This window comes from Ornithinibacter aureus, from assembly GCF_009858245.1.
GTDB classification, from domain to species: Bacteria; Actinomycetota; Actinomycetes; order Actinomycetales; family Dermatophilaceae; genus Fodinibacter; species Fodinibacter aureus.
This window is the reverse complement of the sequence record NZ_VMSB01000001.1, coordinates 2,566,494-2,579,585: the sequence shown is the minus strand read 5'-3', so window position 1 is coordinate 2,579,585 and position 13,092 is coordinate 2,566,494. Positions and strand designations below refer to the sequence as shown.

Genomic DNA, 13,092 nt, shown 5'->3' with positions numbered 1-13,092 from the left:
CGACCCCACGGCATCCCATGAGGCCCTTCGACCCACGACTGCTCCGGGCGGCACCAGCAGCGCGCCGCCCGGTGGCGGTTCTGGCCGTCGTGGGGGTGCTCCAGGGGATCGCGACGATCGGGCTGGCGGTGGCGCTCACCGCGCTCGTCGTCGCGGTCGTCGAGGGGATGCCGTTGCGTGCGCCGGCGCTCTGGCTGGCGGGTTTGTTCGTGGTGCGGGCCGGGCTGTCCTGGGTCTCGGAGAAGGTGGCGGCCTGGGCCGGGGTGGAGGTCACCGCACAGCTGCGCGAGGCCCTGCTCGCCCGCTGGCTGGCCTCGCCGGCGGAGCGCCGCCCCGACCCCGACCGGGCCGTGACCCTGGCCGCACAGGGCGCCGCGAGCGTCGAGCCGTATGCCGCGCGCTTCCTGCCCGCGCTCGTGGCCGGAGCGGTGGTTCCCGCGATGGCCCTCGCCACCTTGGTGTGGGTCGACTGGATCAGCGCGCTCATCGTCGTGCTGACCCTGCCCCTGCTGCCGTTCTTCGCGGCGCTCATCGGCAAGACCACCCAGGCCGACACCGAGAAGCGCTGGGCGGCCCTGTCGTCACTGTCCGGGCACTTCCTCGACGTCGTGCGCGGCCTGCCGACCCTGGTCACCTACGGCCGGGCGCAGCGCCAGGTCGAGGTCATCGGCGAGGTCAGCCAGCAGCACCGGCGCGCCACGATGGCCACCCTGAAGCTGGCGTTCATGTCGTCGGCGGCGCTGGAACTGCTCGCCTCGATCTCGGTGGCGATCGTCGCGGTCAGCGTCGGCATCCGCCTCACCCACGGGTCGATGACCTTGCAGGCGGGGCTGCTCGCGATCCTGCTCGCCCCCGAGGCGTACTGGCCGGTGCGCCGCGTCGGTGCCGAGTTCCACGCCGCGGCCGACGGCGCCGAGGCGATCGACGGCATCCTCGCCGAGCTCGCCCCCGCCACCGCATCGCCCGAGGCGCCGCGCCCGGGCGACGAGCTGGGCGTGGTGCTCGACGGCATCCACTACACCTACCCCGGCGCCGAGGAGGCCGTGCTCGCCGGGGTCACGCTGGATGCCGGGCCGGGCCTGACCGCCATCACCGGACCTTCGGGGGTCGGCAAGTCCACCCTCCTCGAGCTCGCGGCCGGGCTGCGCACGCCCACGGCCGGTACCGTGCGCGCCGGCCGCGCCCACCTCGTCACGCAGCGACCCTTCCTGCCGGCCGGTACCCTGCGCGAGGCCCTCACGCTGGGCAACGACGCCGACGACCAGGCCCTGTGGGACGCCCTGCGCCTCGTCGGCCTCGAAGGGTTCGTCGCCGGCCTGCCGCTCGCGCTCGCGACGCCGCTCGGCGACGACGGGTTCGGCCTGTCCGCGGGTCAGCGGGCTCGCATCGCCCTGGCCCGGGCCACCCTGTCCACCGCGCCCGTGCTGCTCGTCGACGAACCCACGGCGCACCTCGACGAGGCGGCCGCCACCCTCGTGCACGACGTGCTGGCCGGCCTCGGCGAGCGGCGCACCGTCATCGCCGTGACGCACCGGCCCGAGCTCGTCGCCCGGGCCGACCGGCACGTCGTCCTGACCCGCGACGGTGCGGAGGTTCTGGCATGAGCCTTCGACCGACACGGGCCACGATCATCGGCGGGCTGCTGGGAGGTGCCGCGACGGCATCCGGAATCGCCCTGACGGCGACCTCGGGCTGGCTGATCGTGCGGGCCAGCGAGCAACCGGTGATCCTCACCCTGCTGACCGCCATCGTCGGGGTGCGGGCCTTCGGCATTGCCCGGCCAATGTTCCGGTACGTCGAACGGCTCGTATCGCACGACGCGGCGCTCGACGACCTCGCCCGAGAGCGCACCCGCGTCTACCAGGCGCTGGTGCCGTTGACGCCTGCCCGGCTCGGTCGCCGATCTCGCTCGCGCGTGCTCGCGGGGGTGGTCGACGACCTCACCGACGTCGTCGACGCGCAGGTGCGGGTGAGCGTGCCGGTGCTGTCGAGCATCGTTGCCGGGCTGGTGGCGACCCTGCTCGTGGCGTGGTTCTCCCCCGCCGTCGGGCTGGTGCTGGCCGGGCTCCTGGTGGCTGTGGCCGCAACGTGCTGGCTCGCCTGGCTGCTCGAATCCCGTTCTCGTGATGAGCTGCTCGAGGCCCGGGCCGAGGTGCTGCGGGTCAGCGACCTCGTCGCCCGGCAGGCCGGCGAGCTTCAGGCGATCGGGGCGCAGGACACGGCATCCGGCTGGTTGCGCGACGCCCACGACGCGCTGCGGCGGGCGACTCGGCAGCAGAGTCGGGGTCGGGCGTTGGTGGCGGCGACGCTGCTCGTGGCCACTGCCGTGGCGACGGTGGCCGCCGCGTTCCTCGCCGACCCGGCGGTGACCGGGGCGCCGGTTGCGGCGCTGCTCGTCGTCGTGCCGGTGGCCGTCGGGGACGCGTTGGCGCCCCTGGTGGACAGCATGCGGGCGCTGGCCCGGGCCCAGGGCAGCGCCGCCCGCCTCGAGGCCCTGCTCGACCAGGAGCTCGCGGTCAGCGACCCGGTCTCGGTCGGACCCGTCGAGGTCAGCGGCACACACGTCGAGCTCGACGGGGTCGCCGCCTCGTGGACCGGCACCGGCGACCAGCTCGCCCCCACCGACCTCGCCCTCGAACCGGGCCAGCGCGTCGCGGTCGTCGGGCCCAACGGCAGTGGCAAGAGCACCCTGCTCGCCGTGCTCGCCCGTCACCTCGACCCCAGTCGGGGGCGGCACACCGTCGACGGCGTCGACGTGCGTGACCTGCCCCTGGACGAGGTTCGGCGGCACGTCGCCGTCGTCGATGACGAGCCCCACGTCTTCGCCTCCTCCGTGGCAGCCAACCTGCGCCTCGCGGCACCCGAGGCGAGCCACGACGGCATCCGCACCGCTCTCGACCGCGCGGGGCTGGGCGCTTGGGTCGACGCCCTGCCCGAGGGCCTGGAGACCCGGCTCGGCACCGGCGGCCGAGGTGTGTCCGGCGGCGAGCGCACCCGGCTCGGGGTCGCGCGGGCCCTCCTGGCCGACCGGCCCCTCGTGCTGCTCGACGAGCCGACCGCCCACCTCGACCACGCGACCGCCACCGCGGTGCTCGACGACGTCCTCGACGCCACCGATGACCGCGCCGTGGTGCTCGTCAGCCACCGCCCGGAGTCTGCCGAACGTTTTCACCGGGTGCTCGACCTCGGCGTAGCCTCGAAGTTGGCTCAACCCTGAAGGAGTAGTCATGCCTCACTCGACCTCGGCACCCCGCCTCGGTGACCTCGAGCGTGTCGTCATGGAGCACCTCTGGGAGGCGGCCAGCAGTGGGGGCGCGGACTTCGAGGGCGCCACCGTGCGCCAGGTCCACGACCGCTTCGAGGGTGAGCGCGAGATCGCCTACACGACCGTGATGACCGTGCTCGACCGGCTCTCCAAGAAGTCGCTCGTCACCCGGGAGCGGGACGGCCGCGCCTGGCGCTACCTGCCCGCCGACACGCGTGAGGCCCTGACCGCGCAGACGATGCGGCGCACGATGACCGACATGGATCTCACCGACCGGCGAGCGGCCCTGCTGCACTTCCTCGACGGCGCGACGACCGACGAGATCGCCGACCTCAAGGCGGCTCTGGCCGAGATCGAAGGGCGAGCGGCGGATGCCGCGTCGCCGCCGACCGCTCGACGTCGCGGGCTGCGTCGCCCCTGACCCGGGGCCCCGGCCCCCGGCCCCCGGCCCCCGGCCCCCGGCGAACTTTATCGCCCGATGCCTGACGCTTCAGGTGAGCACCACGTCGAAACTGGTGCCAACATGAAGGTTCTGGTGCTGTGCAGGGGGACGTGAGCGTGACCGTGCCCCCTTGCTGCCACCATGGTCGGCGTGATCCCGCTCGCCCTCGCGACCCTGGCCTTGCTGCTGGCCTGGGTCGCGCCTGGCCTCATGGCCCGCCAGAGGCAGTTCCGGCGCGCGCCGCGAGCGTCGCTGGTGGCGTGGCAGGCTGTGACGCTCGGCGGAGTGGTGGCCGCCGTGGCGGTCCCCCTGTCTGCCCTGCCCCTGGTGCTGGACCCCGACGAGCCGATGGGGCGGCCCTGGGTCCTCGTCCCCGCGGTGCTGGCCAGCACGGCGATTCTCGCTCGCCTGCTCTACGCCGGGCACGACGTCGGCACCGAGCTGCGCCGGGTGCGGCAGGACCACCGCCAGCTCGTCGACATCATCGCCGGGCACGACGGTGAGCACACGCAGTTGCGGATCCTCGAGCACCCCACCCCGACGGCCTACTGCATCCCCGGGCGTCACTCACGGGTGGTGCTGTCGCAGGGGGTGCTCGACTCGCTGCCCCCCGCCGAGCTGTCGGCCGTGCTCGCGCACGAGCAGGCCCACCTGCGAGGCCGACACGACCTGCTGCTGGAGTTCTTCACGGTCGTGCACCACGCGGTTCCGTCGCGCCTGCGGTCGGCGGCGGCCCTGGCCGAGGTCCGGCTGCTCGTCGAGGCCCTGGCCGACCGGGCCGCCGTGCGGCGCAGCGGTGAGGTGGCGACGGCCCGGGCCCTGATGGCGCTGGCGGGAAGTCGCACCCCGGCGGGCGACACCGGCGCAACCCTGGGTGTCGGCACCACCGCGCCGGTGCGGCTGCGGCTGCTGGCCGACGGGCCGCCGCACCCGGCACTGCCCGCGGTGGCGTACCTGTATGCCGCAGGGTCGGCGACCCTTCCGGTGGCCCTGCTCGTGGCGGCCTGGCTCTAACTCGCACTTGTTGCAGGTCAGCGGGTCAGGCCCAGCTGGGTGGGGGCGGCGGAGGCGTCGCCCCTTGAGGGGTGACGTCCGGGGCAGCAGGAGCCTGAGTTGGGGGCGGTGGTGCAGCGCTGGGAGGTGCGGGTGGCGGCGGAGGCGGGCTCCCGGCATCCGACGGCGGTGGTGAAGCAGGAGCAGACCCGGCTGCTGCCGCAGCAGCCGCAGCAGCGCCGGGCGGAGGAGGAGGCCCACCGTAGGACCCCGGCGGGGGCGGCGGCGCGGCCGACAGGGTCAACGAGCCGAGCTGGCCGGACGACTCGAGGCCGCGCAGCGCGGCCAGCACCCGGTCACGGTCCTGCGCCGACGACGGCCGACCCGTCGCCTCGAGGTAGGTCAGCACCCCGAGATCTCGCAGGGCCCGGTCGCCAGCAGCCGACGCGGCACCTCCCCCGCCGAACCCTCCAGTGCCGGGTACACCACCGGGGGTGCTGATGCCGGCCTTCTTCATCTCTGCGTCGGCCTTCGCGGCCAGGTCGTTGGCCGCAGCCTTGGCTCGCTCGAAGAAACTCATGGGGGACCTCCCTGACGTGGACCTGAATCCTGATCCGAACACTAGGACCGCGGCCGGGTTCACGCATAGCGTGGGGGGTGATCTCGAGCGAGGGGCCGGGACACGACACGGAAGGTGGCAGCAGCGATGACGATTCACGGGTCCTTGTTCAACGAGTTCAAGGAGAAGCAGACCCAGGACCCCTTCGCGCTGCAGAACAAGAAGCTGCTGCGCATCGACATGCGCTACGGCGAGGTCTGGGCCCGCACCGGCTCGATGGTCGCCTACCAGGGGGACGTGCGCTTCGTGAACAAGGGCTCGGGCGGGATCGGCAAGATGCTCAAGGCCGCTGCGACGGGCGAGGGCGTGAAGATGATGCAGTGCTCGGGCAGCGGCGAGCTGTTCGTCGCCGACGAGGCCTCAGAGATCCAGATCATGTACCTCGAGAACGACGCCCTGTCGGTCAACGGGGCCAACGTGCTGGCCTTCTCCAACTCCATCCAGTGGGACATCCACCGCATCCAGGCCCGCGGCGCCACGATGACCGGCGGGCTGTACAACGTGTCCCTGCGCGGCACCGGGTACGTCGCGGTGACGACCAAGGGCGACCCGATCGCCCTCGACGTCGCGTCGTCGCCGACGTTCGCCGACGCGCAGGCCGTCGTGCTCTGGACGTCCGGGGTGTCGATGGACATCCGCGTCGACACCGGCGGCCTCGGGTCGATGATCCGCGGCGGCACCGGCGAGTTGCTCCAGATGGCTTTCGGCGGGCAGGGGTACGTGCTCGTGCAGCCCAGTGAGTCGGTGCCCCAGGGCGGCCACCAGAGCGGGGGCCAGACACCCGGCGGGATGCTCGGCCAGTTCATGCAGTGAGGTGCGCTCGTCGGTGCGCATACGGCATACGCAACAATCGGTGCCATGACCGCACAGGTGACCGGGACCGACATCCTCGACGTGGCACGCGAGCAGGTGCTCGAACGGGGCGTGCCGCTCACCCAGGAGCAGATCGAGCAGGTGCTGCGCACCGGTGACGACCAGCTCCAGGCCCTGCTGGCGCTGGCCCACGAGGTGCGCCTGAAATACCAGGGCCCGTCGGTCGAGGTCGAGGGCATCGTGTCGCTGAAGACCGGTGGCTGCCCGGAGGACTGCCACTTCTGCTCGCAGTCGGGGCAGTTCACCAGCCCGGTGCGGTCGGTCTGGCTCAACATCCCCGAGCTCGTGCGCGCCGCCAAGGCCACCGCGGCCACCGGCGCCAGCGAGTTCTGCATCGTCGCCGCCGTGCGCGGGCCCGACGACAAGCTCATGGAGCAGATGCGCGAGGGGGTGGCCGCCATCCGCGCCGCCGTCGACATCAACGTCGCCGCATCGCTCGGGATGCTGTCGCGCGAGCAGGTCGCCGACCTCGTCGACATGGGCGTGCACCGCTACAACCACAACCTCGAGGCCGGCCGTTCGTACTTCCCCCAGGTGGTGACGACGCACTCGTTCGATGAACGCTGGGACACCTGCCTCATGGTCAAGGAGTCCGGCATGGAGCTGTGCTGCGGCGGGCTCGTCGGCATGGGCGAGACCCTCGAGCAGCGGGCCGAGCTCGCCGCGCAGCTCAGCGAGCTCGAGCCGCACGAGGTGCCGCTGAACTTCCTCAACCCGCGGCCGGGCACGCCCTTCGGCGACCTCGAACCGATGGAGACCGGCGACGCCCTGCGCACCATCGCCGCGTTCCGACTCGCCCTGCCGCGCACGATCCTGCGCTACGCCGGCGGCCGCGAGCTGACCCTGGGCGACCTCGGCACCCGTGAGGGGCTGCTCGGCGGCATCAACGCCGTCATCGTCGGCAACTACCTCACCACCCTCGGCCGCGACCCGCGCGAGGACCTCGCGCTGCTCGACGAGCTCGAGATGCCGATCAAGGCCCTCAACGACACGTTCTGATCCTCGGGTCGGGCGTGGGGTGGTCTTCGTGACGAACGGGTCGGATGCCGTGGGGCCGGTGTCGCGCGCTGCTCACCCGGGTGCGTGGTGCGGTCAGTGCGGTGAGCCGACGGCCGACGGCATCCACGAGCGGTGTGACCGGCGGGCCGAGCTCGAGCCGCCGCGGTTCTGCGCGCACTGCCGGCGCCGGATGAAGGTGCAGGTGACGCCGGGCGCGTGGACGGCGACGTGCGTGCAGCACGGCACCGTCGAGCAGCCCACCTGGTCGGCCTGACCTCAGGCGCGGCTGCACGGAATAGGCGTAGATAGTTGTTGGTTCAATCACCCATGAGCCTTCACGTCCTCGTTCTCGTCGGCAGCCTGCGCGCCGGCTCCACCAACGCCCAGCTCGCCGATGCCGCCATCGCGCACCTGCCGGCCGGGGTCGACGGCACGGTCTTCGCCCGACTGGCCGAGCTCCCGCACTACAGCGAGGACCTCGACCACGACGACTCCCTCCCCGAGGTCGCCCGCGACCTGCGCGAGGTCGTCGCCGACGCGGATGCCGTGCTCCTGGTCTCGCCCGAGTACAACGGCTCGCTGCCCGGCGTGCTCAAGAACGCCGTCGACTGGGTCTCCCGCCCGCGCGGTGCTGCCGCGATCGCCGGCAAGCCCGCCGCCGTCATCGGCGCCAGCGGCTCTCCGCGCGGCGCCCAGTGGGCCCGCGACGACGGCGTCAAGGTGCTCAAGGTCGCTGGCGCAGCCCCGCTCGAGGACACCGTCGGGGTGGGCTCGGCGTTCCAGGCGTTCCACGACGGCCGCCTCCTCGACTCCGAGCTCGACGGCGCCCTGCGCACCCTCGTCACGGACCTCGTGGATGCCGCGCAGCGCACCTCGGATTCGGACCGCCCCGCCGCCTGAGCTCTGTCCCTGGCGTCCGGCACCTTGGCCGCTCCAGCCGCAGGGGTGCCGGACGTGGGCGACGAGGCCCGACGTGGCAGCGGCACAATGGGCGGCGATGACTGCCTCCCCCGCCCTGCCCCCGCACGGCCCTGACCCGGGCTCCGTCGAGGAGCTGCTGGCGTTCGACCGCGACCACGTCTGGCACCCGTACTCCTCCGCGCTGACCCCGCAGGATCCGTACCTCGTGGAGTCCGCGAACGGCATCCGGCTGCGGTTGCGCGACCGCGCAGGTGAGCCGCGCGAGGTCATCGACGCGATGTCGTCGTGGTGGTGCGCGATCCACGGGTACGCCGTGCCCGAGCTCGACGCCGCAGCGCACGCCCAGCTCGGTGCCATGTCGCACGTGATGTTCGGGGGGCTCACCCACGAGCCGGCGATCGGGCTGGCGAGGCGCCTCGTCGACCTCGCCCCGGAAGGTCTGGAGCACGTGTTCCTCGCCGACTCGGGGTCGGTGTCGGTCGAGGTCGCGATGAAGATGGCGCTGCAGTGGCACCTGGCCGCCGGTCGGCGACGCACCCGGTTCTTCACGGTCCGCGGCGGCTACCACGGCGACACGTTCTCGCCGATGTCGGTCACCGACCCCGTGGGAGGCATGCACAGCCTGTTCCGCGGGGTGCTGCCCGAGCACGTCTTCGCACCTCGCCCGCCCGGCGGCATCGATCGGATGCCGGACGACCCCGAGTTCCTCGCGTGGGAGCGCGAGACGCGCGCACTGTTCGGTGAGCACGCGGCATCCGTGGCGGCGGTGATCGTCGAACCCGTGCTGCAGGGGGCGGGCGGGATGCACGTCTACAGCCCGCACGCCCTCGCGGTGCTGCACGACCTGGCGCGAGAGCACGGGGCGCTGGTCATCCACGACGAGATCGCGACCGGGTTCCACCGGACCGGGCCGCTGTGGGCCGGGGCCGGCCGGCGCCGGAGTGACCTATTGGTCGATTCGGCACCGGACATCCTCTGCGTCGGCAAGGCACTGACCGGCGGCTACCTGTCTCTCGCCGCAGTGCTGTGCACCTCCGCCGTCGCCCGGGGCGTCAGCGCCGGTGAGGCCGGTGGGCTCATGCACGGCCCGACCTTCATGGGCAACCCGCTGGCCTGCGCCATCGCCTCGGCCAACCTCGACCTGCTGGCCTCGCGTGACACGGCCGGAGAAGTGACCCGGATCGAGGGTGGGCTGACAGCGGGACTGGAGCGAGCCGCATCCCTGACGAGCGTCGCGGACGTGCGCGTGCTGGGAGCCGTCGGTGTCATCCAGCTGCGCGAACCCGTGCGCGCCGCCGAGGTGACGGCGGCCGCCCTCGACCGCGGGGTGTGGGTGCGGCCGTTCCGCGACCTCGTCTACACGATGCCGCCCTACGTGACCGCGGACGACGAACTCGCCACCCTCACGGCCGGGCTCGTCGATGCCGTCGAGGACGTCCACGGCTGAGCCACGCCACCCCTCGACGCCACGGGGTCAGCGCCTCAGCCGGCCGCGCTGAACAGCGCCCGGCACGTCCCAGTCAGGGCGAGGCCAGGGCGCGCAGCCGCCCACCGCGTCCTCGCCGTGCGTCGATCGGGCTCTGAGGGTCAGCCGCCAGAGGCCTTCGACCTGACGACCTCAACGGCCTCGTCGGCCGGGATGCCGAGCACCCGCGCGCGGTCGAGGTAGGCCTCGGCCGCCTCCTCGAGCGCTCGCTGCGGGGTCGCGGCCCTGGGAGGGGTCGGCGCGACCCGGGTGCCGCCACCTCGGCGCGACAGGACGTACCCACCGTGCTCGAGCTCGCGGTACGTGCGGGCCACGGTGCCCGGGGCAAGGCCGAGGTCGGCCGCCAGCTGACGCACCGGCGGCATCCGGTCCCCTGTCATCAGCACGCCCGAACCGATGAGATCGGCGAGTTGTCGGCGCAGCTGCTCGTAGGGCGGGGTCGGGTCGAGCACGTCGACCGTGACGGTGGACAGGCTCATCGAACCGGCGCACCCACCGGCGCGGCATCCCCCGACAGGGGTCGGGGCAGGTCGTCGACGCGGATCGACGGAGTGAGTGCGAGCCAGGCGAGCATGCTGAGGGCACCCCCCGTGGCAAGCGGGGCGATGACCCACGCGGCCCAGACGACGACGGATTCCCCGACGCCGAGCGGGCACGTGCCACCGGACAGTGCCGAGGCGATGAAGAGGGCCACCGGGCCCAGCGTTCCGAGCACCGTCACCGTGGCGGCGGTGAGCACGTTGCCCACCGACCAACGGCGCAACATGGTGTCAAGGTCGTGGCTGTCGACGCCCGGCCTCGGCCGGGAGACGATGACGCGTAGCGCTACGGCGACGAGCGCAGCCAGCACGAGAAGAGCGGCAGCGAGTGGGACCGTGTAGAACGACCCGGGCCACGGGCCACGCCCCGAACCCATGAGCACGGGGCCCAGGTCAGGGTCGAGTACGGTGCAGGTCTGGGTGAAGCTTCGGCCTTGTCGGCCCATGTCGTCGGCCGACCCCCACGCGGCACCGATCCCGAGGGCCGCGACGAGCAGGAGCGAGGCCACGGCAAGCACCCCAGCCAGCGCCTTGGGAAGGACCGCCTTCACGGTGCGGGTCTCGACCGTGGCAGTGCGGCGGATGCCGACCGCGGGCCGGGCCGTTAGCTCGCCGGCGATGGTCCCGATGAGGACCCCCGCACCCAGGGCCGCTGGAGCGAGCGCCGAGACGCGGCCCAAGGCGTCCAGCCGCTGGCCGGCTTCCAGCAACGCCAGTGCCGCCACAGCGCCGATGAGGAGCCCGACCATCCGCCACCGCCGGGTGTGCCGGGCGATCTCGACCACGTCACCGTGTTCGGTGGGTGCCACCGTGACCACGACACGGTTGCGCAGAGCGACCAGGAGGCCGATCGCAACACACGGCAGGGCGATGACTATTGCTCGCATGACCACTCCTTGTATCGATTACTTGCTACAAATGGCAGCATCGCGGTCGTGAGCACCTTGTGTCAAGCCCTTGACACAAGCAGTCTTTGCCGGTCCCGCCGCCCGTTCCCAACGCCCTACAGGCACGGGCGTGCGAGGATCGGGCAGGTGAACAGCCCTCTCGACTGGATCCGCGCCGCGGCCGCCTCCCGTGACGCCGCGGGCCTGACCCGACGCCTGGTGACGACGAAGACCGGCGACGGCCTCGACCTCGCGGGCAACGACTACCTCGGGTTGCGCACCCACCCGGCGGTCATCGCGGGGGCCGTCGCCGCGGCCGAGACCTACGGCGGCGGGGCGGGTGCGTCACGCCTGGTCAGCGGCACCCTGCCCATCCACGACGAGCTCGAGGCGGCCCTGACCGCGCTCACCGGCGCCCCCTCAGCCCTGGTGCTGTCCACCGGCTACGCGGCGAACCTCGCGGCCCTGACCACCCTCGCCGATGCCGGCACGCTCATCGTCAGCGACGAGCACACCCACGCGAGCCTCATCGACGGCTGCCGCCTGTCGCGCGCCGCAGTCACGGTCTCGCGCCACAACGACCTCGACCACGTCGCCGACCTGCTCTCGCGCCGGGACGCCCCGCGCGCCGTCGTCGTCGCCGAGTCGATCTACTCGGTGCTCGGCGACGCCGCCCCCGTCGAGGACCTCATCGCCCTCACGGACGAGGTCGGGGCCCTCCTGATCATCGACGAGGCGCACGCGCTGGGGGTCGTCGGGCCCCGCGGTGGCGGGCTCGTCGCGGCGGCCGGCCAGGCCGGGGCCGAGCACGTCGTCGTCACCGGGACCCTGTCGAAGGCCTTCGGATCCCAGGGCGGAGCTGTGCTGTCCTCCCCGGACATCCGCGAGCACCTGGTCAACACGGCGCGACCGTTCATCTACGACACCGGCCTCGCCCCGGCAGCGGCCGGCGCAGCACTGGCCGCCCTGGGCGTGCTCGCCGACCACCCCGAGCTCCTCGACCGCCTCGGCGCCACCGCCGCCCGCCTCGCCGAGGCCTGCGGGGTCCCGACGCCGGCAGGCGCCGTCATGTCGGTGCGGATGCCGGGCCCTCACGAAGCGGTGGATGCCGTCGAGCTGGCGCGCGCGCACGGCATCCGGATCGGGTGCTTCCGGCCCCCGTCGACCCCCGACGGCTCCTCGCGGCTGCGGCTCACCGCGCATGCCGACCTCGATGACGCGGACCTCGAACGGGCCTGCGCCGTGCTCGAGACCCTGGTGCCCGACCATGGCTGACCCGCGCTCGCTGACCTCGGTGGTCTTCGTCACCGGCACCGGAACCGAGGTCGGCAAGACCGTCGCGACGGCCGCGCTGGCCGCCGTCGTGCACGAGCGCGGCAGCAGCGTCGCCGTGGTCAAGCCTGCGCAGACCGGTCTGGAGCCGGGTGAGCCCGGGGACGTCGACGAGGTGCGCCGCCTCGCCGGCGACGACATCGCGGCGCACGAGCTCGTGCGGCTGCGCGACCCGCTCTCACCCGAGGCCGCCGCGCGCCGGGCCGGGGTGACCCTTCCCCCGGTGGCCGTCCACGCCAAGCGGATCGGCGAGATCGCGGCCGAGTCGGAGGTCGTGTTCGTCGAGGGTGCCGGGGGTCTGCTCGTGCGGCTCGACAGCCGCGGCGGCACCCTGGCCGACCTCGCAGCAGGGCTGCGCTACAAGGGAATCGGCGCCGGGGTGGTGCTCGTGGCCAGTGCCGGGCTCGGCACGCTCAACACGGCCGCGCTGACCGCCGAGGCGCTGGCGGCGCGCTCGCTGCCCCTGCTGGGGGTCGTCATCGGCTCGTGGCCGACCGAGCCCGGGCTGGCCGAGGAGAGCAACCTGATCGACCTTCCGCGCGTCACCGGGGCGCCGCTGTGGGGGGCGATCCCGGAAGGTGCCGGGGCCCTCACGGGTGAGCAGTTCCGCGCCGGTGTGCCCGACTGGTTCGACCTCCACTGACCACCCTCTCTCTCCTCCGCGACTCAGTTCTCGACTTCGTGCGACTTCGGTGCGGCACAACGCCGTTTGGGCCCGCTGAACCGCACGCACGTC

At 73.1% G+C, this 13,092-nt stretch carries 14 protein-coding genes; 11 read left to right on the top strand and 3 right to left on the bottom strand.

Translation table 11 applies throughout. The features are described from left to right. Positions 1-17: 17 nt before the first annotated feature. The 4 genes from cydD to C8E84_RS12280 all read left to right on the top strand — a co-directional run bounded on the left by cydD (position 18) and on the right by C8E84_RS12280 (position 4,721). Positions 18-1,604: a thiol reductant ABC exporter subunit CydD gene (gene cydD, locus C8E84_RS12295; protein ID WP_159902530.1), complete on the top strand. Its 1,587-nt coding sequence runs from the start codon at positions 18-20 to the stop codon at positions 1,602-1,604. Continuing rightward, positions 1,601-3,217 carry a thiol reductant ABC exporter subunit CydC gene (gene cydC, locus C8E84_RS12290; RefSeq protein ID WP_159902528.1) on the top strand — a complete coding sequence of 539 codons (1,617 nt, stop codon included), beginning with the start codon at positions 1,601-1,603 and terminating at the stop codon, positions 3,215-3,217. Before cydD ends, cydC begins: the two co-directional genes overlap by 4 nt. A 10-nt stretch (positions 3,218-3,227) precedes the next feature. Then, a complete protein-coding gene (locus C8E84_RS12285; RefSeq protein WP_159902526.1) occupies positions 3,228-3,686 on the top strand; it encodes a BlaI/MecI/CopY family transcriptional regulator in 459 nt (152 codons plus the stop codon). 171 nt (positions 3,687-3,857) lie between these two features. Next, positions 3,858-4,721 (top strand): M56 family metallopeptidase, encoded by an 864-nt coding sequence (locus tag C8E84_RS12280; protein WP_159902524.1) that lies wholly within the window; start codon positions 3,858-3,860, stop codon positions 4,719-4,721. Between the two features lie 25 nt (positions 4,722-4,746). Here the strand turns inward: C8E84_RS12280 and C8E84_RS12275 are convergent, their stop codons facing one another. After that, the gene (locus C8E84_RS12275; protein WP_159902522.1) at positions 4,747-5,280 is read right to left on the bottom strand and encodes a hypothetical protein; all 534 of its coding nucleotides are present in this window, start codon (positions 5,278-5,280) and stop codon (positions 4,747-4,749) included. A gap of 126 nt (positions 5,281-5,406) precedes the next feature. On the opposite strand from C8E84_RS12275, the gene C8E84_RS12270 reads away from it, so the two are divergent. The 5 genes from C8E84_RS12270 (at position 5,407) to C8E84_RS12250 (ending at position 9,559) form a co-directional block, all read left to right on the top strand. After that, complete coding sequence (locus C8E84_RS12270) at positions 5,407-6,132, top strand: AIM24 family protein (RefSeq protein ID WP_159902520.1); 726 nt, start codon at positions 5,407-5,409, stop codon at positions 6,130-6,132. Between the two features lie 45 nt (positions 6,133-6,177). Then, positions 6,178-7,191, top strand: a complete 1,014-nt coding sequence (bioB, locus tag C8E84_RS12265; protein WP_159902518.1) for a biotin synthase BioB — start codon at positions 6,178-6,180, stop codon at positions 7,189-7,191. 28 nt (positions 7,192-7,219) lie between these two features. After that, the gene (gene bsaP / locus C8E84_RS12260; RefSeq protein ID WP_211675522.1) at positions 7,220-7,465 is read left to right on the top strand and encodes a biotin synthase auxiliary protein BsaP; all 246 of its coding nucleotides are present in this window, start codon (positions 7,220-7,222) and stop codon (positions 7,463-7,465) included. 53 nt (positions 7,466-7,518) lie between these two features. Further along, positions 7,519-8,091, top strand: a complete 573-nt coding sequence (locus C8E84_RS12255) for an NADPH-dependent FMN reductase (RefSeq protein ID WP_159902516.1) — start codon at positions 7,519-7,521, stop codon at positions 8,089-8,091. Positions 8,092-8,188: 97 nt separating this feature from the next. Further along, positions 8,189-9,559, top strand: coding sequence for an adenosylmethionine--8-amino-7-oxononanoate transaminase (locus C8E84_RS12250; RefSeq protein WP_159902514.1), 1,371 nt, complete (start codon positions 8,189-8,191; stop codon positions 9,557-9,559). A gap of 140 nt (positions 9,560-9,699) precedes the next feature. Here the strand turns inward: C8E84_RS12250 and C8E84_RS12245 are convergent, their stop codons facing one another. Together C8E84_RS12245 and C8E84_RS12240 are read right to left on the bottom strand one after the other, a co-directional pair. Further along, a complete protein-coding gene (locus C8E84_RS12245; protein ID WP_159902512.1) occupies positions 9,700-10,077 on the bottom strand; it encodes a GntR family transcriptional regulator in 378 nt (125 codons plus the stop codon). Next, positions 10,074-11,024, bottom strand: coding sequence for a hypothetical protein (locus C8E84_RS12240; RefSeq protein ID WP_159902510.1), 951 nt, complete (start codon positions 11,022-11,024; stop codon positions 10,074-10,076). Before C8E84_RS12240 ends, C8E84_RS12245 begins: the two co-directional genes overlap by 4 nt. A 147-nt stretch (positions 11,025-11,171) precedes the next feature. Between C8E84_RS12240 and C8E84_RS12235 the strand changes: the two genes are divergently transcribed. Both C8E84_RS12235 and bioD read left to right on the top strand, forming a co-directional pair. Then, positions 11,172-12,299: an 8-amino-7-oxononanoate synthase gene (locus tag C8E84_RS12235; protein WP_159902508.1), complete on the top strand. Its 1,128-nt coding sequence runs from the start codon at positions 11,172-11,174 to the stop codon at positions 12,297-12,299. Continuing rightward, positions 12,292-12,999, top strand: coding sequence for a dethiobiotin synthase (gene bioD / locus C8E84_RS12230; protein ID WP_159902506.1), 708 nt, complete (start codon positions 12,292-12,294; stop codon positions 12,997-12,999). Before C8E84_RS12235 ends, bioD begins: the two co-directional genes overlap by 8 nt. Positions 13,000-13,092: the final 93 nt, after the last annotated feature.